An 18241-nucleotide genomic window follows, 5' to 3' on the forward strand; every position below is an offset into this window, starting at 1 on the left:
GGCTCAGGGCAGTTCGAAGGGCAGCGACACGCCCGCGTGGACGCGGCACCGCTCGCAGGTGTCGGTGCCGTCCACCGTGGCGACCGCGCGGCGGATGAGCTCTTTGAACGGCGCGAGATTGCGCTCGAACTCGGCGAACACGTCCACCGCGTGCACGCCGTCGCCCTCTTCCAGGCCCGCGTCCAGATCGGTCACCAGCGCGACGGCGGCGTAGCACATTTCGAGTTCGCGGGCGAGCACGGCCTCCGGGTGGCCGGTCATGTTCACCAGATCCCAGCCCTGCGCGGCGAACCACCGGCTCTCCGCGCGCGTGGAGAACCGCGGCCCCTCCACCACCACCATGGTGGCCGCGTGCATCATGTGCAGCGCGTCGGACTCGGCCTTGATGGCGGCGGCGCGTAGTTCCTCGCAGTACGGGTCGGCGAAGGACACATGGATGCCGCCGCCATCGAAGTAGGTCTGCGGGCGAGCAGAGGTCCGGTCGACCAACTGGTCCGGCACCGCGACCGTGCCCGGCCCCCAGTCCGCGCGCAGGCTGCCGACCGCGCAGGGCGCGAGGATCCGGCGCACGCCCAGCGAGCGCAGCGCCCACAGGTTCGCCCGGTACGGCAGGGTGTGCGGAGCGAATTCGTGGTTCTTGCCGTGCCGCGGGAGGAAGGCCAGCGGTCTGCCTTCCACCTCTCCGACCGAGATGGGCGCACTCGGCGCGCCGTAGGGCGTCTCCACCTCGACGGTGCTCGCCTCGGCGTCGAAGAAATCGTAGAAGCCGCTGCCGCCGATGACGGCGAGCGCGGCCCGGGGGTGCGAACTCATACCGCAATTGTCTCGTCTCGGCGCTGCTCCCGCCCAGGGGGATCGGCGTTGGCCCCCGAACATGGCAGCATCGGCCAGGTCGCCGAGGTCCGCACCAGGGATCGGCGGTCCGGCCCGACAGGGCGCACACACGCGCCCCGACCTGACAAGCCGAACCGTTAACTGTACCCTAGGGGGGTATTGATCCGGTTCTCGGACCGGCAGACAGCGAGGAGACACCGGTGGCAGCTACCCCCCACGACCACGCGGCGCCGGAAGCCGCGGCGCACGGCTACATCACCGCCAAGGACGACTACCTCAAGCGGCTGCGCCGCATCGAGGGTCAGGCGCGCGGTCTGCAGCGGATGGTCGAGGAGGAAAAGTACTGCATCGACATCCTCACCCAGGTGTCCGCCATGACCAAGGCCCTCCAGGCGGTGGCGATGGGCCTGCTGGAGGATCACATCAGCCACTGCGTGGTGGACGCCGCGGTCGCGGGCGGCCCGGAGGCGGAAGCCAAGATCAAGGAAGCCACCGACGCCATCGCCCGGCTCGTCCGTTCCTGACCAGCGGTAATCGCGCGCACCGCGCACTCCTTGCACCCGCCGGTACCGACTGCTGGTAGACAGCGGCCATCGTCACCCCGCCCGGCCGCGGTGAACGTCCGTGGTCACCGCACTGGCTAGGCCTGCTCCAGTACGTCGAACGGGATGGTCGCCTCGACCGGGTCATCGAGCAACAGCACACGCCGATGGACGGTGTGCACCAGGTACCGGCGACCGGACCAGTCGAGACGGTATTCCTCGATTTCGTCGATCCGTTCCTCCTTCTGATCCAGGCGGACGATCAAGTAACGAGGAATACCCGCAGTCGCGTACTGGATTCGCTTGTCGGTGATATCGACGTCGATGGTTGATTCGGACGTCACCTCGACGACGAGCAGAATGTGCTCCCGCACCGTGTTGACGTCGTATGGCTCGCAGTCCCGAATCCAGACATCGGGATAGCGGATGTTCAACCGCCGATCGGCCGCAGAAGACTCCGTATCAGGGAATCGTGCGGCAATGTCGGAATCCACGACCATGCACGGCCCACCGTCACGTCGCGCAGCCTCCAACAACCCAGCCAAACGCCGCACCACCCGACTGTGCAAAGGGCTCTGGGCCATCAGCCGCACAACGCGCCCTTCGACGATCTCGATGTCACCGAGCCGAGCCGCCGCCCCATCGGCGAACTCCTCGGCGGTCAGACGCAGTTCGTGTTGCCCGTCGGGAGCGCTCATGCCGGACATCATTGCAGGCACGGCCGCACCGAGCCACCGAGCGGCGACCAAGCCACAGGCAGAGTCCTGTGCGAAGACAGCATGAGCAGAGTTCTCGAGGGCGAAACCCGGAAGGCGCGGTTCACCCGTGCCAGCGGCGGTAGACGGCGGCCGCGCCCGGATGCAGCGGGGTCGAGCCGGTGCTGATCAGCGATCGTCCGTCGAGGAACTGGGTGCCCGCCGCCACCGTGGGCACCAGCGCGTCCGCGTGCCACACCAGCAGTTCCACGATCGATGCGGCCACCTCCTCGGGCATGGTGGTGGCGGCAAGCAGCAGGTTCGCCACGCCGATGGTGTGCACCGCGACGCTACCGGGATAGGCGTCGGCGGGGATCGCGACGCGGTCGTAGACCGGACCGAACCGCTCCCGCATCGGCGCGGAGAGTTCGCCCATGTCCACCAGCCGCATCCGGCTCGGCACCGCGAGCAGCGTGGTCGGCACCCCGCCCGCCCAGAGCAGTGCGTCCGCCGCACCGCCCGCCAGAGCGGCCACCGCCTCGGCCAGCGGGCGATGCGAGATCGCCACGTCGACGGCGGGATCCAGGCCCGCGACACGCAGGATCCGTTCGCCGGTCAGCGCAGCGCCCGATCCTTCCGCGCCCAGACTCACCCGCGTCCCACGCAGATCCGCGACCGAGCCGATCGCGCTGTCGGAGCGCACCACCAGCTGCAGGTAGTTCTCGTACACCCGCCCCAGAGCGGAGAGCCGATCGGTGGTGTCGCGCGCCGAGTCCGCGAGCGCGAGCGCGGCATCCACCTCGCCCCGGGCGAGCAGCGCCAGATTCTCTTGCGAACCCGATGTGGTGACCCGCTCGATGCGCACGTCTCCGGCCTCCGCGGCTGCGGCGCCGAGCAACCCCGCGAAGGCGTAATAGAAGCCGCCGACCTCACCGGATGCCAGCCGAACAGTGGCGCCGCCACCACTCGGCCCGCAGCCCGCGACGCCCGCCGCGACGGCCAGCGCGAGAAACCCGCGCCGGCCGAGGCCGCGCCGCGCACTTGGTTCTCGGCTGATCATCGCACCTCCGCCGCGGGTAATCGGACCACCACCGCGAGACCGTGCGGATGCACCGCCTCGACGGTGAGCGTGCCGCCGCGCGCCTGTGCGAGCGCCGCGGCGATCGGCAGGCCGAGCCCGGAGCCACCGGCCCCGGCCGACGAACCGCGGAAGAAACGGGTGGTGAGCTTGTCGAGCTCGTCAGGCCGTACACCGGCGCCGTCGTCACGGACGCACACCGTGACCCAGCCACGCTCCGCGACGACGATCAGCTCGGTGTGCCCGCCCGGTCCCGCGTAGCGCGTCGCATTGCTCAGCGGCACGTCGAGGATCTGGGCGAGCACGTCGGCCGGTACCGCGACCTCCGCATGCTCGGGCGCGGACCCGACACGCAGTTGCTGCCCGGCCGCGTCGAACGCCGAGCACCAGGCGTCGAAGCGGTCGGCGACCACCTGCACGGCGTCGCACTGGTTGTCGGCCTCGGCGGCCCGCGTGACGTCGAACGCCGCGGGCGTTTCCGCGACGGCGAGGCTGAGCAGGCCGTCGAGCAGCGCGGTCAGGCGATCGACTTCGGCGCCGGCGCCGCGGAAGGTGCCCGCGGCGCTCGCGGGAATCGCGGGTGCCAAGGAATCGAGCCGGATGGTCAAGGCGGCCAGCGGATTGCGCATCGCGTGCGCGGTGTCGGCGACGAGCTGACGCTGCGCGTCCGCCGAATCCGCGACGGCCAGGGCCATGGAGTCGAAGGATTCGGCGACCGCCCGCATCTCCGGCGGTCCGCCGTACCTACCCGCGATCGATACCGGGGCGACGGTGTCCGCGCGCGGTTTCGGCAGCGTCGCGGTCAACTCCGCGACCGCCCGCGACAGTGCCGACAACGGCCGCAGCACCCAGCGGCTCAGCGTCACCGCGAGCAGCATGAACAGTGTCATCGCGACCACGCCGCCCAGCACGATGACCGCCCAGGCCCACGCGATGTCGCCGCGAGCGCGCGCGGTCGACGCCTCGATCACCACGGCGCCGTTCACTTGCACTCCGGTGCCGACCGGCCGCGCGACGAGCATGGTCGGCGCGCCCCACGGCGTCAGCTTGTCCACCGCGTGCGGACGCTGATTGCGGCGCGCGGCCGCGACCGCCGCGACGATGCCGGGACGGGTCACGTCCGCTCCGGCGTTGACCGTCGTGGCGCCCCTGGCGTCGACGACGAGCACGTTCTCGCCGTACAGCTCGTGATAGCGCAGTACTTCGTCGGCCAGCGCGCGGGTATCCCCGGCGGTGACGGCGTCATCGGCGAGGGTGGCGAAGCGGTCGGCGTCCCCGGAGCGGGCGAGCAGCAGCTGCTGGGTGCGACTGGTCGCGATGGTCAGCGACAGCGGCACCGCGAACGCCAGCACCGCGATGGCCGCAAAGACCGTCAGCGCGACGAGCAGGCGACGCCGCATGACCTACCTCCGGCCCGCCGGGTCGCGGACATCGCGCTCACTGCCCCCACCGATATCCGTAGCCCCGGATCGTGGTGATCAGCCCCGGCCGATTCAACTTCGCCCGCAAACCGGTCATGTGCACGTCCAGCGAGCGCGACACCGCGACGAAGGCGTCACCCCAGATGCGATCCATGAGCTGCTGGCGGCTCACCGCGGCGCCCGGCCGTTCCACCAGCGCTTCGACCAATTCGAATTCCTTCTGGGTCAACGGCACCGGCGCACCGGCCACCTCGACCACGCGGGCGCCGAGATCGACCCGCACGTCACCGGTGACCACCACCGATTGCGCCTGCCGCGCCGCGCCCGCCGCCCGCCGGGTCACCGTCTCCAGGCGCGCGACCAGCTCGGCGATCCGCGGCGGCTTCACCAGGTAGTCGTCGGCGCCGCCACGCAGGCCGCGGACGATCGAGCGTTCGTCGCTGCGCGCGGTCAGGATCAGCACCGGCACCGAGCTGACCTCACGCAGCCTGCGCAGCACCTGCAGACCGTCGCCGTCGGGCAGTCCGAGATCGAGGATGACCGCGTCGTAGTCGCGATGCGCGATCAGCAGATCCGCGCCGCGGCGCTTGCGTTCGGCGCGGTAACCGCGGGCGACCAGCGCTTCGACCAGCGCGTCTCCCACGCCGTCGTCGTCCTCGACCACCGCAAGCCGCACGCGCCGATCCTCCCACAACGGGCGAATCGGCGCGTGTGCCGGGCGGTCAGTCACGCACGGTGACCAACGGTCGTCCCGGCTCGGCCACCGCGGCGCCGGCCCCGGTGCCGGCATCCGCGGTGGGCTCGCCCGCGTCGATCGTCGACGAGGCCGAGGTCTCCCGCATGAAGTAGTAGGTGACCAACGAGATGGCGATGCATCCCGCGACGTACCAGAAGTACAGCGATTCGTGGCCCGCCTTCTTCAGCGCCAGCGCGATCGTCTCCGCGGTGCCGCCGAAGATCGCGACGGTCAGCGCGTAGGGCAGCCCGACGCCGAGCGCGCGGATCTTGGTCGGGAACAACTCGGCCTTCACGATCGCGTTGATCGAGGTGTACCCCGTGATGATCAGCAGAGCCACCATCATCAGGCCCCACGCGGCGACCGGATTCGTGGTCTGCGCGAGCACGGTCATGATCGGCACGGTCAGCACGGTGCCCGACACGCCGAAGAAGATCAGCAGCTTGCGTCGCCCCACCCGGTCCGACAGCGCGCCTGCCAGCGGTTGCAGCACCACGAAGACCAGCAACGCGATGAAGTTGATCCACGCGACGGTCGACTTGGAGATGCCGGAAGTGTTGATCATGAACTTCTGCATGTAGGTCGTGTAGGTGTAGAACGCGACGGTTCCGCCCAGCGTCAACCCGATCACCAGCAGGCATTCCCGGGGGTACTGCAACAGGATCCGCAGCGAACCGCGCGACTTCCGCGTACCGGCGGACACGACCGTCGCCGCGTCGCTCACGCTGTTCACCAGCGGCGTCCGTTCGGATTCGGCGCGGAACTGCTCGGACTCGTCCATGCCGCGCCGCAACCACATCACGATCAGCGCACCGGCAGCGCCGATCACGAATGGAATCCGCCAGCCCCACGCGTTCATCTGGGCCGCGTCGAGGAACTGCTGCAGCACGATCTGCACGCCGAGCGCGACGAGCTGGCCGGCAACCAGCGTCACGTACTGGAAGCTCGAGTAGAACCCTCGCCTGCCCGCCGAAGCCACCTCGGACAGGTACGTCGCGCTGGTGGCGTACTCACCGCCCACCGAAAGCCCCTGCAGCAACCGCGCCGCCAGTAGCAGCGCCGGAGCGGCGAGGCCGATGGTCTGGTAGCCGGGCGTCACCGCGATCATCAGCGAACCGGCCGCCATCACGGTCACCGAGAGGGTCAGCGCCGAGCGGCGACCGAACCGGTCCGCGTACCGGCCCAGCGCCCAGCCGCCGATCGGGCGCATCAGGAAGCCGACCGCGAACACGGCGGCGGTGGACAGCAGCTGCGCCGTCGGATCGTCTTTGGGGAAGAACGTCTTCGCGAAATACACGCTGAACGCGGCGTAGACGTACCAGTCGTACCATTCGACGAGATTGCCGATGGAACCGCGCAAAACATTCGCGACCACCCGGCGCTCGCCCACGGGCTGTGTCGTAGTCACAAGATCTCCTTCTTCGACGCCTCATCGCGTCGTCGCAGATCAGTGTGTCGACAGTCACAAGCTCGCGGAACGGCTCTCGACCCTTCCTAACAGTCCCTTAGGACGATCGCCGCAGGGCGCGAAAACAGGTTCGGCCCCGGACGGCGCCACGGTGGACGGACGGCGCCACGGTGGACGGACGGCGCCACGGTGGACGGACGGCGCCGCGGTGGACGGACGGCGCCGCGGTGGACGGCGGACGCCGAGGGCCGGACGAGACTCGAATCGAGATGTTCAGGATCGCGCGGTGAGCAGCGGCGCGAGGGTGCGCAACGCCGCGAGGTAGTTGTCGCCGAGAATCTGCACGGCGACGTGGTCGGCGCCCGCATCCAGATGTTCCGACAACCGAGCGACGATGTGTTCCGGCGTGCCGTGCGCGATGATCGCGTCGAACAGCCGATCACTGGGCGGGGTGGTGAGATCGGCGTCGGTGAAACCGAACCGGCGCAGGTTCGACACGTAGTTGGTCAGGCCGAGGTAGAACCCGGCGGTCCCGTCTGCGACGGCGTGCGCCGCTCGAGCGTCGTCGGTCAGCACCACCATGTGCTCGGTCGCCAGCAATGCGTCCGGGCCGGTGATCTCACGCGCCTTCGCGGTGTGCGCCGACGGCACGAAGTAGGGCAGCGCGCCCGCGGACCGCTCGGCGGCCAGTTTCAGCACCCGCGGTCCGAGTGCCGCCACCGCACGCCGCTCGGCGGGCACGCCCGCCGCGTCGAGTTCGTCGAGGTACTCCACCAGCGCGTCGTAGGGCTTGCGGTACTCCCCGGTATGTTCCGGGTGGCCCGCACCGATGCCGAGCAGGAACCGGCCGGGGAAGCGCGCCTCGATCCGCTGGAACGAATCGGCCACTTCCTTCGCAGGCGCCGCCCAGATATTCACGATGCTGGTCGCCACGGTGATCGTTTCGGTCGCCTCCAGCAGCGGTTCGACGACCGCCAGATCCGCCGGCGGGGAGGCCCCCAACCACAGCGCGCCGTAGCCCAGCTGCTCCAATTCCCGCGCATCCTCGGGGCTGAACCCGGTGTACGCCCGCCACACTCCGAACCGTCCGAGACTCTCGAATGCCATGTCCCGAGCCAACACAGGTCCACAGACGGCTATTCCGTGTCGGCGGGCGACGCGCTACTTCGTCCCGTCAGGTCGAAGCAATCAGGACCCGAGCGAGCTACTGTGAAAATTGCACAGCTATCGGCGCCCGCCGCCGTGGCAGGCGTCACCACTAGGAGATGGAGGTGATCGCTGTGCTCAGATTCGATCCATTCCATGACATCGACACCGTAGCCCGCCAACTGCTCGGCGAAACCGCCGGAACCGCTCGCGTACCGCGATTCATGCCGATGGATCTGTTCAAGGCGGGAGATCACTACGTGCTGAACGCGGACCTGCCCGGTGTCGACCCCGGCTCGATCGACGTCAGTGTCGACAGCGGCACGCTCACCCTCCGCGCGCAACGCACCGTTCCCAGTGAGGAAGGCGTCCAGTGGATCGCCTCGGAGCGCTTCGCGGGCACCTTCATGCGGCAACTGTCCCTCGGTGAGAACGTCGATGCCGATCGGATCAGCGCGACCTACAACAACGGTGTGCTGTCGGTGACGATCCCCATCGCCGAGCGCGCCAAGCCGCGCCGTATCGCGATCTCCGGGGCGTCCCAGGAACCGAGGACGATCGAAGCGTCGCCGCAGCCCGAACAGCGGAGGCAATCCTCGAAGTGACCGTCCCGCTACCCGCACCCACGCGTGGGTGCGGGTAGCCCTTTGTCAGTCGCCGCAGCAAGCACCGTCCGGGACCGGGACGGACCGCATCTCGCGCGTCTGCGCGTTGCGGGCGGCGAGTTCGTCGTCCGCTGGATAGTCGACCCCGATCAGACTCAGGCCGTGGGCAGGGGCGACGGTGACCGCGCTGGACCGCTCCGTCTCGCGCAGCAGCTCGCCCACCCATTCCGGACTGCGGCGTCCTTCGCCGACCGCGAGGACCGCGCCGACCAGGCTGCGGACCATCGACCAGCAGAACGCGTCGGCGCTGACGTAGGCGACCAGCAGGTCACCGTGGCGCACCCACTCGAAGCGCTGAAGCTCGCGTACCGTCGTCGCGCCCTCCTTGCGTCGGCAGAACGCGGCGAAATCGTGCAGCCCCAACAGCTTTCCCGAGGCCGCCCGCATGGCCTCGATGTCGACCCCGGACCGGCAAGCGACCACGCTGCGGGCCTGCAACGGCGCGGCGCCATACGGTGCGGTGGTCAATCGGTAGACGTAGTGGCGGCGGACGGCGGAGAACCGGGCATCGAACTCGGACGGGGCGAGCCGCGCCTGCTCGAGCCGCACGTCCCTGGGCAGGAATCGCGCCATCCGGTGCACGAGTTTGTCCGGATCAAGTTCGCCGGAGGTGTCGAAATGCGCGACCTGCCCCTCGGCGTGCACGCCCGCGTCGGTGCGCCCCGCGACGGTCAGCTGGATCGGCTCACGGAACACCTTGCTCAGCGAGTCCTCCAACACTCCCTGCACGGTGCGCAGACCCGGCTGGCGCGCCCACCCGCTGAAATCGGTGCCGTCGTAGGAGATGTCCAGCCGGACCCGAGCCGTCGGGCGCACGGCGTCCGGCGCCGACCCGTCCCTCACGACCGCGCCTCGTTGGCGCTCGGCTCCGTCGAGCGCGTGTGCGCGCTGCGCCTTCGGTTCACTCGCTGACGCTCCCTCACGACGATCTCCTGGTCGACACGAACAAGCCCGCCGACCCGGAAACGGGTGGCGGGCTCGTTCGTGAACTCCGGCATGACGTCGGAGATCGTCCCCGCAGGTACGGGGAGCACGATCTCAGGCGTCCTTCTTGTCCTCAGCGGCCTCGTCGGCAGCCGGAGCCTCGGCGGTCTCGGCGGCGGCCTCTTCGGCCTGCTCCTCGACGACCTCGGCGGCCGGAGCCTCCTCGGCCTTCTTCGACGCGGCAACGCGGCGAGCGCGATCGGCCTCGTTGGTCACGGTCTTCTCCCGGACCAGCTCGATGATCGCCATCGGCGCGTTGTCACCCTTGCGCGGCAGCGTCTTGGTGATGCGGGTGTAGCCACCCTCGCGCCCCTCGAACGACGGGCCGATCTGCTCGAAGAGTTCGTGCACGATGTCCTTGTTGCGGATCACCTTGAGCACCTCGCGACGGTCGGCGAGCGTGCCGCCCTTCGCCTTGGTGATCAGCTTCTCCGCGTAGGGGCGCACAGCCTTGGCCTTGGCCTCGGTGGTGGTGATCCGGCCGTGCTCGAAGAGCGCCGTGGCCAGGTTGGCGAAGATCGCCTTCTGGTGCGTCGCCGACCCGCCGAAGCGGGCACCCTTCTTGGGCTTGGGCATTGTTGGTTCTCCTTATGAGAGGCCGGTCCGGGGCGCCTACCCCGACGGCCTAGAGCTGTTCGGTTTCGGCGTAGTCCTGCTCGCCGCCATCGGTGTCACTGAACGTGCCGCTGTCGCTCCACGTGCCGGTGCTCGCGTCGTAGCCGACCACGCTGGACGGGTCGAACGACGCCGGGCTGTCCTTCAGCGAGAGGCCGAGCGCGTGCAGCTTGACCTTGACCTCGTCGATGGACTTCTGGCCGAAGTTGCGAATGTCCAGCAGGTCCGACTCGGTACGGGCGACCAGCTCGCCCACCGTGTGCACACCCTCGCGCTTGAGGCAGTTGTAGGACCGGACGGTGAGGTCCAGGTCCTCGATCGGCAGACCGAACGAGGCGATGTGATCCGCCTCGGCCGGCGAGGGGCCGATCTCGATGCCCTCGGCTTCGACGTTCAGCTCGCGGGCCAGGCCGAAGAGCTCGACCAGGGTCTTGCCCGCCGAGGCGAGCGCGTCCCGTGCGCTGATGGAGTTCTTGGTCTCCACGTCCAGGATGAGCCGGTCGAAGTCGGTGCGCTGCTCGACACGAGTGGCCTCGACCTTGTAGGTCACCTTGAGCACCGGCGAGTAGATCGAATCCACCGGGATCCGGCCGATTTCCGCGCCGGACGCCTTGTTCTGCACGGCGGGGACATAGCCGCGACCGCGCTCGACGACGAGCTCGATCTCCAGCTTGCCCTTGTCGTTCAGGGTCGCGATGTGCATGTCCGGGTTGTGCACCACGACGCCGCTGGGCGGGACGATGTCGCCGGCGGTGACAGTGCCGGGGCCCTGCTTGCGCACGTACATCGTGACCGGCTCGTCCTCCTCCGAGGAAACGACCAGGCCCTTGAGGTTCAGGATGATGTCGGTGACATCCTCCTTGACCCCGGGAACAGTGGTGAACTCGTGCAGGACGCCGTCGATGCGGATGCTCGTGACCGCGGCCCCCGGAATCGAGGACAGCAGGGTACGCCGCAGCGAATTGCCGAGGGTGTAACCGAAGCCGGGCTCGAGCGGTTCGATGGTGAACTTCGAGCGGTTCTCGGCGACGACCTCTTCGGTCAGCGTCGGACGCTGTGAAATCAGCATTTGGATCATCCTCCTTGTTGGGCGCCCGCTATTTGACGCCTCGTCTCAGGGGTTGTGCGTGATCGTCCGCTTCCGGACGACCACGCACCATGCGCTGTGCCGCCCAAGGTATGCCCAGGACGGCTCGCCGAGTGCTACTTCGAGTAGTACTCGACGATCAGCTGTTCTTGCAGCGGCACATCGATCTGGGCGCGCTCCGGCACCTGGTGGACCAGAATCCGCAGCCGGCCCGGGATCACCTGCAGCCAGCCCGGAACCGGGCGGTCGCCGACCGTCTCCCGCGCCACCTGGAACGGCAGCGTGCCCAGCGACTTCTCCTTGACATCGATGATGTCGTACTGGGTCACCTGGAAGCTGGGAACGTCGACCTTCTTGTTGTTCACCAGGAAGTGGCCGTGGCTGACCAGCTGACGCGCCTGCCGACGGGTCCGGGCCAGACCGGCGCGGTACACGACGTTGTCCAGGCGGGTCTCCAGCAGGCGCAGCAGGTTGTCACCGGTCTTGCCCTTGAGGCGGTTGGCCTCCTCGTAGTACCGGCGGAACTGCTTCTCCATGACGCCGTAGGAGAAGCGGGCCTTCTGCTTCTCCTGCAGCTGGAGCAGGTACTCGCTCTCCTTGATCCGCGCGCGGCCGTGCTGGCCCGGCGGGTAGGGGCGACGCTCGAACGCCTGGTCGCCTCCGACGAGGTCGACGCGCAGACGACGCGACTTGCGGGTGATAGGGCCTGTGTAACGAGCCATTGTTCGCTATTCCTTTCCCGCTAGACGCGACGCCGCTTGGGCGGACGGCAGCCGTTGTGCGGCTGCGGGGTGACATCGGAGATCGTGCCCACCTCGAGGCCGGCGGCCTGCAGCGAGCGGATCGCGGTCTCGCGGCCCGAACCCGGGCCCTTCACGAAGACGTCGACCTTCTTGACGCCGTTCTCCTGCGCCTTGCGGGCGGCGTTCTCGGCGGCGAGCTGCGCGGCGAACGGGGTCGACTTGCGCGAGCCCTTGAAGCCGACGTGACCCGACGACGCCCAGGAGATGACGTTGCCGTTCGGGTCGGTGATCGACACGATCGTGTTGTTGAACGTGCTCTTGATGTGCGCGTGGCCGTGCGGGACGTTCTTCTTTTCCCGGCGACGCGACTTCTGGGTCTTCTTCGGGCCCGCGGCCCGACTCTTCGGAGGCATCGGTTATCCCTACTTCTTCTTGCCGGCGACGGTGCGCTTCGGACCCTTGCGGGTGCGCGCGTTGGTCTTGGTGCGCTGGCCACGCACGGGCAGGCCACGACGGTGGCGCAGGCCCTGGTAGCAGCCGATCTCGATCTTGCGACGGATGTCGGCCTGCACCTCACGGCGCAGGTCACCCTCGACCTTGAGGGACGAACCCTCGATATAATCACGCAGCTGCGTGACCTGCTCGTCGCTGAGGTCCTTCGAGCGCAGGTCCGGGCTGACGCCGGTCGCCTCGAGGATCTCCTTGGAGCGGGTACGGCCGATGCCGTAGATATAGGTCAGCGCGATCTCCATGCGCTTTTCGCGCGGGAGATCAACGCCCATGAGACGTGCCATGTGGCAGTTCCTTAATGTTGCGGAGGTCTGCTCCCTGTCCATCCCCTCGTCTTATGGGGCACCGGCCTCCGGACCGGTGGTAGGCGCGCACGCCCCGGGCGAACCCGGATTTCCGCAGCGTGCGGCTGGAGCTGGGAGTTCTTCTTTGCCAATCCGAACTGCGGTTCGGTGCTTGGCTGGTGCTGCGTCGAGCGACGCCTTCGGCGAGCCTCGGGCGCTGTGGAGCGAGGTCTCCCCCGCCTCCGCTCAGCCCTGGCGCTGCTTGTGGCGCAGGTTGTCGCAGATCACCATGACCCGGCCGTGACGGCGGATCACCTTGCACTTCTCGCAGATCTTCTTGACGCTCGGCTGAACCTTCACGTCCGTCCAATCTGTTGTGGTTCACACTGGTGTGAACACAGTTTTTCCCCAGTCGGCGACTGGGGAAGCTCTGTGGTGAGTCATTCGACTCGGCCCCGGCCTGCGCCGGGACGGCCGGCTCGCGCCGACCCGATCGCGCCGGGCGCGATCACTTGTAGCGGTATACGATCCGGCCACGTGACAGGTCGTAGGGCGAGAGCTCGACGACCACACGGTCCTCGGGGAGGATGCGAATGTAGTGCTGCCGCATCTTCCCGCTGATGTGCGCGAGAACCTTGTGCCCGTTCTCGAGCTCGATCCGGAACATCGCATTGGGCAGCGGCTCGACAACTCGACCCTCGACCTCGATGGCCCCGTCCTTCTTCGCCATATCCTCCGCGATCCCGGTTACGCTCAACCTGGTTTGTCTGCCTGACCTCTGATTGTATGGACCGACCGCTCGCACACAAACAGGCGGCGCCTAGGTGCACCGCCGCTCCAGCTTACCGATCAGTTCCGGATCGGGCAAAAATGCCTCCCTGTATACCTCCGTCGCCAGGGGTTTCGCAGCCACCTTCCCACCCATGGCGAGCGCTGGGTCCTGCGCCGCGACGGCGGTGTGTTGTCGCGTAAACTGGCCGCTGTCCAGGTATTTGGGTCGAGCAGATCGAGGAGGACGCATGAGCCAGCGCGCCGAGCGAACAACAGACACAGCGCGCGGCGAGCAAGCCATAAGCACAGCGTCCTTCGGCCGCCGAGCGCTGGCGAGGCGCGGCTGTGAGTGAGCGTAGCGAGCGAGCCAGTAACACCGCACCCACGATCCCGGCCGAGCCGAACGCTAGCGAGGCGAAGTCGTGAGCCGGAACAACAACGACCTGCCCATGCTGCCGCCGTGGCTGTCCGAGAGTGACGTCACACAGTCCGGCTACGAGGCACCGGTACAGAATCTCCCGCACGACGAACTCATCGAGGAAGCACCCAGCCGCAGACGCGGACGGTTCAAGAACCGGGCTCCAGAAGCGGAACGCCCCGAAGCCGCGCGCCCGGACAAGCGCCGCAAGGGCTGGCGCCGCGACAAGCACGAACCCTCCGAGGAGGGAGGGCAGCAGAGCGCGTCGCGCCCCATGCCCGCACCTGGGCCGGACGGGCCCGCGCCGGGTCCGATTCCACACGACTCGTGGCAACAACCCACCTACGACCAGGCACCGCCACAGACGGACAACTCGTGGGGGGCTCGGCCCCAGCCCGCCGATGCTCCCCAGAACGCTCTGCCCACCCGCAATCCTGCACAGCCCTCGCCCGGGTTCCAACCGTTGGGCCGCAGGCCCGCCGAAATGCAGGTGTCGAATGACCGGTCGGCGGCGCAGCAGGCCGGCCGGCCGGATCTGCCGCCGCCACCGCCGCTGCCGGACCCACCGCGGCAACCGAACGACGAACGGCCCGACCCCGCGCCGAACCGCGAGTACACCGGGCCGTCGACCGGCGAGGACGTCGGCGGACGGACCACCGGACCGGATCGGCCTCCGCTCCGACCGCAATCCGGCGAATGGCCGTCCACCGGTAATCCCCGGCTCGACGCCGCCCTTTCCGCCGTGCGGCCGAGCCACTGGCCGACCAACCAGATGTCGCCGCCACCGATCGATGGCCGTCCAGTCGCACCGGCCACCGGCGCGGGCCAGACGGGCGCGGATCCCCGCACCAGGCCGGATAACGAGCCTCCGGCGATCCCGCCGACCGGCCCGAACCAGACGTGGCCGACCAGCGACCACTCGGCAGCGCCTCCAGGTGATCGGTCGGCCGTGCCGCCGCACCGCAGATATCCCGGCACACCACAGGCCGGTGCCGACCACGCGCCCCAGGCCGGAACTCACCCGGCGACGCCGACCGGCGAACGCCCCTCGGGATCCACCGGCACCAACATGGCAGTGCCGCCCACCGGCGGAAGTCCGGCCGCGCAGTCGTATGGCGAGCGCCCTTCGACTCCGGCGACTACCGAGAGCCTCGGCGCGTCGCATGTGGGCGAGCACCTCGGAGCTTCGGCGGGTGCCGAGCAGGCCGCTGATCGGGTCGGATCGCGTACGAACGAAACCATGCCTCCGGTCGGCGGGCAGACGCCGCCAACGGGCTCGGAGCGTGTCGCGCCAACTGCCGATGTCCGGCCGGTCGCGACCGGGAACCAGCCCGCGGTATCGGACACCGATTCGAGCGGATCATCCGCAGCGCCGGGTGATCGGCCCGCCGCCGATGAACGGACACGTCCGCAGGATGATCAGTCCGCGGTGCCGCCGGTCGGTGAGCGTCCCGCGACACCGAACGCTGAGGCCGCCCCGTCTTCGTCCGTATCTACCGGTGGTCCCACCGCGGCGGGTTCCGGTGGTCCACCGCCCTGGCTCGCCGCGCCCCCGCCCCAGCAGGCGGCTACGCCGACGACGGCCGCGCCGCGACGGCTGCCACTGCTGCCCGACCCTCCCGCGCCGCACGAGCGCCCACACAGCGGTGCACCCGGGGTGCCGACGGCCCCACCACCACACGACGAGCGACGGCTGCCTGCACGCGAGGGCGACGGCCCGCCGCCGTGGCTCGGTCACATCGCGCCCGACCAGGCCGAGCAGCCGAGCCGATCAGGTCCTCCCCCCGCGCCGAATGAGACTGCGGCACAGGCTGATCGAGTAACCGGCGCCCGGACGTCCGCCGACAGCACGCATTCGGACGCCGCATCGGAACCCCAGGTGCGCGCCGATCGCCGACCTGCCTCGACCCGGCCGCCCGCGGATGACACCGGGACCGAAGCTGCTTCGGCTGCCACACCGTCCGCGACCGGTCCGCAGACCGCGCACGGCGGCGTCGGTTCCGCGCCACCCGCGCCCGAAAGCGCCTCCGCGACCGGCAGCCCGTCGACCATCGCGCCCGAAGGCACCCCGCCGCCGAATGAGGCGACCGAACGGCATGGAGCAGCGGCGAATCCGCCGCATACACAACGGGATCTGGGCGCCGCGGCATCGGGCTGGACGAGCGCGGCGGAAGTCGGCGCCGCTTCGGCACGGCCGATCGCCGGACGACACCGGCTGCCCACCGGGACGAGCGAGCTGCCGGTCGAGCAGGCGCCGAACTTCGACCAGCAGCCGGTGGCCCAGCAGCAGACCGCACCGCCCTACCGTGAGGCGGGCAACCTCGCGCCGGGTCCGCACGCTCCGGCCGACCGCACCGGCGAGTATTCCGGTTACCCACCGCAGTTCGAGGGTGGTCGGGCACCGGTCGCGGGGCAACCCGGCCCCACCGACCACTGGCGCGATACCCCCCAGCACCCGAGCACCGGACCGGCCGACTCCACCGGAGGCCCTGCCTCGTTCGTGGGCGGACAGGCTCCGGTCGGCGAGCAGCCTCCCGGCCAGTGGCGCCATGTCGCCGAGCAGAATTCCGCTCAGGAATCCCACCAGGCGGCGCCATACTCCGCGCCTTCCCCGCAGCAGCGTCCCGAACCGCAGAACTATGGACAAGCCGCCACGCAGGCGGGTGGCCAGCAGTGGGGCAACCCGGCAGGCTACGCGCAGCCCCCTGCCCAGCACCCGAACCCACAGCCCGGGACGCCATTCCAGCAGCCTTCGCTGGACGACGTCCCGTTGCGACGGGTCAAGCGGGCACCGGGATCCGGGTGGCGCAAGGCCGTGCACCACGTGTCCGGCGGCGCGATCAACCCCGGCATGTCCGCCGAGGAGCGCAGACTCCAGGAACTTGTCGCGCGCATCAGGCAGCCGGTCCGCGGCGATTACCGCATCGCGGTGCTGTCGCTGAAAGGTGGTGTCGGAAAGACCACCACCACGATGGGACTCGGATCGATCTTCGCATCCATCCGTGGCGACCGGGTGATCGCGGTGGACGCCAACCCCGACTTCGGCACGCTGTCGCAGCGGGTGCCGCTGCAGACCCGCTCCACCGTGCGCGATCTGCTGCTCGACACCGCCATCCAGCGGTACTCGGACGTGCGCAGGCACACCTCGCAAGGCACCAGCCGATTGGAAGTGCTTGCCAGCGAACGGGATCCGGCCGCTTCGGAGGCGTTCAGCGACGAGGAATACCGCGCGGTTGCCGGCATCCTGCAGCGGTTCTACAACATCATCCTCACCGACTGCGGCACCGGGCTGATGCATTCGGCCATGACCGGGGTGCTCGACCTGGCGCATTCGCTGGTGCTGATCTCCTCGGCGGCGATCGATGGCGCCCGCAGCGCCGCGGCGACACTGGACTGGTTGTCGCTGCACGGCCACGATCACCTGGTCCGCAACGCGGTGGTGGTGATCAACCTGCCGCGCGAGGGATCACCGAATGTCGGCATCCAGCAGCTGCGGGAATACTTCCTGTCGCGCTGCCGCGCTGTGCACATCATCCCGTATGACCAGCACCTGTCCGAGGGCGCCGAGATCGATCTGCACCGACTGCACAAGCAGACCAAGCGGGCCTATGTCGAGCTGGCCGCTACCGTCGCAGACGATTTCGCGACCGATCACCGCCGCTACCATCCTTGACACCAGCCGGAGCGTGCCCCGGCGGTGTCGAGGAGACCGCTCACCACTCGGGTAGACGCCGCCTGCCCGCCAGCACGTCGCGCACCAGATCGTCGTAGGCGTCCGCGAGTTCGGCGAGATGGTGCCACGCATTGTGCAGCAAATCGTCGTGCGCATCCAGGGTCATCAACGCGTGATGCGCCCGCACCGACGACTCGGCGATGCGGTCGATCACCGCGCCTACGGTCTCGGTGTGCAAGGTGGCGCCGAGTCGGTGCTGCGGCACGCTGCGCATCACCCAGTCGTCGATCGCCATCACCAACTCGACTCTGCGACGCTCGATTTCGCGGATCACCGCCACCGAGGTGTCCACCGAACCACCCCGTCCGACCAGCCGGCGTTCATGGAGCACCGCCAGGTCCCGGGCGAACCACAGCAGCGGACCGCCGACCACCCGGTGGCCGCGACACGCCCGAACTAGTAGGTCGGACATGGGAATTAGTCCGGGTGCCGAAGAACGCACCGAAGGGTCAGCACACCTCGGTGTGCCGGTGAGGGCCATTACGACCGTTGTATCCGAACCTGCCACGTTGCCTCGCCGTCGTCGCCGCACAACACCGGATCAGGACGTTCATTACAATAAACCTCTGAA

19 protein-coding genes are annotated in these 18241 nt (G+C 69.0%); 3 read left to right on the plus strand and 16 right to left on the minus strand.

The features are described 5' to 3' along the window. Positions 1-3 precede the first annotated feature (3 nt). Positions 4-813, minus strand: coding sequence for an S-methyl-5'-thioadenosine phosphorylase (locus tag OHA40_RS11160; protein ID WP_330232983.1), 810 nt, complete (start codon positions 811-813; stop codon positions 4-6). A gap of 221 nt (positions 814-1034) precedes the next feature. Here OHA40_RS11160 and OHA40_RS11165 point away from each other — a divergent pair, with 221 nt between their 5' ends. Beyond that, positions 1035-1358: a metal-sensitive transcriptional regulator gene (locus tag OHA40_RS11165; protein ID WP_330232984.1), complete on the plus strand. Its 324-nt coding sequence runs from the start codon at positions 1035-1037 to the stop codon at positions 1356-1358. A gap of 116 nt (positions 1359-1474) precedes the next feature. On the opposite strand, the gene OHA40_RS11170 is transcribed toward OHA40_RS11165, so the two are convergent. From OHA40_RS11170 to OHA40_RS11195, 6 genes are all read right to left on the minus strand, one after another. After that, on the minus strand, positions 1475-2074 hold the full coding sequence (locus OHA40_RS11170) for a Uma2 family endonuclease (protein WP_330232985.1): 600 nt from the start codon (positions 2072-2074) through the stop codon (positions 1475-1477). A gap of 121 nt (positions 2075-2195) precedes the next feature. Next, positions 2196-3131 carry a TAXI family TRAP transporter solute-binding subunit gene (locus OHA40_RS11175; RefSeq protein WP_330232986.1) on the minus strand — a complete coding sequence of 312 codons (936 nt, stop codon included), beginning with the start codon at positions 3129-3131 and terminating at the stop codon, positions 2196-2198. Next, positions 3128-4549: a sensor histidine kinase gene (locus tag OHA40_RS11180; RefSeq protein ID WP_330232987.1), complete on the minus strand. Its 1422-nt coding sequence runs from the start codon at positions 4547-4549 to the stop codon at positions 3128-3130. The genes OHA40_RS11175 and OHA40_RS11180 overlap by 4 nt, the downstream gene beginning before the upstream one ends. 37 nt (positions 4550-4586) lie before the next feature. Further along, positions 4587-5246, minus strand: coding sequence for a response regulator transcription factor (locus OHA40_RS11185; RefSeq protein ID WP_330232988.1), 660 nt, complete (start codon positions 5244-5246; stop codon positions 4587-4589). Between the two features lie 46 nt (positions 5247-5292). Further along, positions 5293-6714: an MFS transporter gene (locus OHA40_RS11190; protein ID WP_330232989.1), complete on the minus strand. Its 1422-nt coding sequence runs from the start codon at positions 6712-6714 to the stop codon at positions 5293-5295. 273 nt (positions 6715-6987) lie between these two features. Further along, complete coding sequence (locus OHA40_RS11195; RefSeq protein WP_330232990.1) at positions 6988-7821, minus strand: LLM class F420-dependent oxidoreductase; 834 nt, start codon at positions 7819-7821, stop codon at positions 6988-6990. A gap of 173 nt (positions 7822-7994) precedes the next feature. On the opposite strand from OHA40_RS11195, the gene OHA40_RS11200 reads away from it, so the two are divergent. Further along, entirely contained in the window at positions 7995-8465 is a 471-nt protein-coding gene (locus OHA40_RS11200; protein ID WP_330234131.1) for an Hsp20/alpha crystallin family protein, read from the plus strand. Between the two features lie 45 nt (positions 8466-8510). Here OHA40_RS11200 and truA read toward each other — a convergent pair whose 3' ends face one another. From truA to infA, 8 genes are all read right to left on the minus strand, one after another. Then, positions 8511-9368, minus strand: a complete 858-nt coding sequence (gene truA / locus OHA40_RS11205; protein ID WP_330232991.1) for a tRNA pseudouridine(38-40) synthase TruA — start codon at positions 9366-9368, stop codon at positions 8511-8513. A gap of 195 nt (positions 9369-9563) precedes the next feature. Then, a complete protein-coding gene (gene rplQ / locus OHA40_RS11210) occupies positions 9564-10085 on the minus strand; it encodes a 50S ribosomal protein L17 (protein WP_330232992.1) in 522 nt (173 codons plus the stop codon). 49 nt (positions 10086-10134) lie between these two features. Further along, entirely contained in the window at positions 10135-11193 is a 1059-nt protein-coding gene (locus OHA40_RS11215) for a DNA-directed RNA polymerase subunit alpha (RefSeq protein WP_039796155.1), read from the minus strand. Between the two features lie 134 nt (positions 11194-11327). After that, on the minus strand, positions 11328-11933 hold the full coding sequence (gene rpsD / locus OHA40_RS11220; protein ID WP_040864912.1) for a 30S ribosomal protein S4: 606 nt from the start codon (positions 11931-11933) through the stop codon (positions 11328-11330). 20 nt (positions 11934-11953) lie between these two features. Further along, a complete protein-coding gene (rpsK, locus tag OHA40_RS11225; RefSeq protein WP_040704448.1) occupies positions 11954-12367 on the minus strand; it encodes a 30S ribosomal protein S11 in 414 nt (137 codons plus the stop codon). 9 nt (positions 12368-12376) lie between these two features. Then, on the minus strand, positions 12377-12748 hold the full coding sequence (gene rpsM / locus OHA40_RS11230) for a 30S ribosomal protein S13 (RefSeq protein WP_330232993.1): 372 nt from the start codon (positions 12746-12748) through the stop codon (positions 12377-12379). Positions 12749-12994: 246 nt separating this feature from the next. Beyond that, entirely contained in the window at positions 12995-13108 is a 114-nt protein-coding gene (rpmJ, locus tag OHA40_RS11235; protein ID WP_011207363.1) for a 50S ribosomal protein L36, read from the minus strand. Between the two features lie 148 nt (positions 13109-13256). Next, positions 13257-13478 (minus strand): translation initiation factor IF-1, encoded by a 222-nt coding sequence (infA, locus tag OHA40_RS11240; RefSeq protein WP_003418601.1) that lies wholly within the window; start codon positions 13476-13478, stop codon positions 13257-13259. Positions 13479-13941: 463 nt separating this feature from the next. Here infA and OHA40_RS11245 point away from each other — a divergent pair, with 463 nt between their 5' ends. Next, positions 13942-17610, plus strand: a complete 3669-nt coding sequence (locus tag OHA40_RS11245) for a MinD/ParA family ATP-binding protein (protein WP_330232994.1) — start codon at positions 13942-13944, stop codon at positions 17608-17610. A 40-nt stretch (positions 17611-17650) separates the two neighbouring features. On the opposite strand, the gene OHA40_RS11250 is transcribed toward OHA40_RS11245, so the two are convergent. After that, positions 17651-18082: a DUF4254 domain-containing protein gene (locus tag OHA40_RS11250; RefSeq protein WP_330232995.1), complete on the minus strand. Its 432-nt coding sequence runs from the start codon at positions 18080-18082 to the stop codon at positions 17651-17653. Positions 18083-18241 lie beyond the last annotated feature (159 nt).

The sequence above is a fragment of the Nocardia sp. NBC_00508 genome (assembly GCF_036346875.1).
Taxonomy (GTDB): Bacteria; Actinomycetota; Actinomycetes; order Mycobacteriales; family Mycobacteriaceae; genus Nocardia.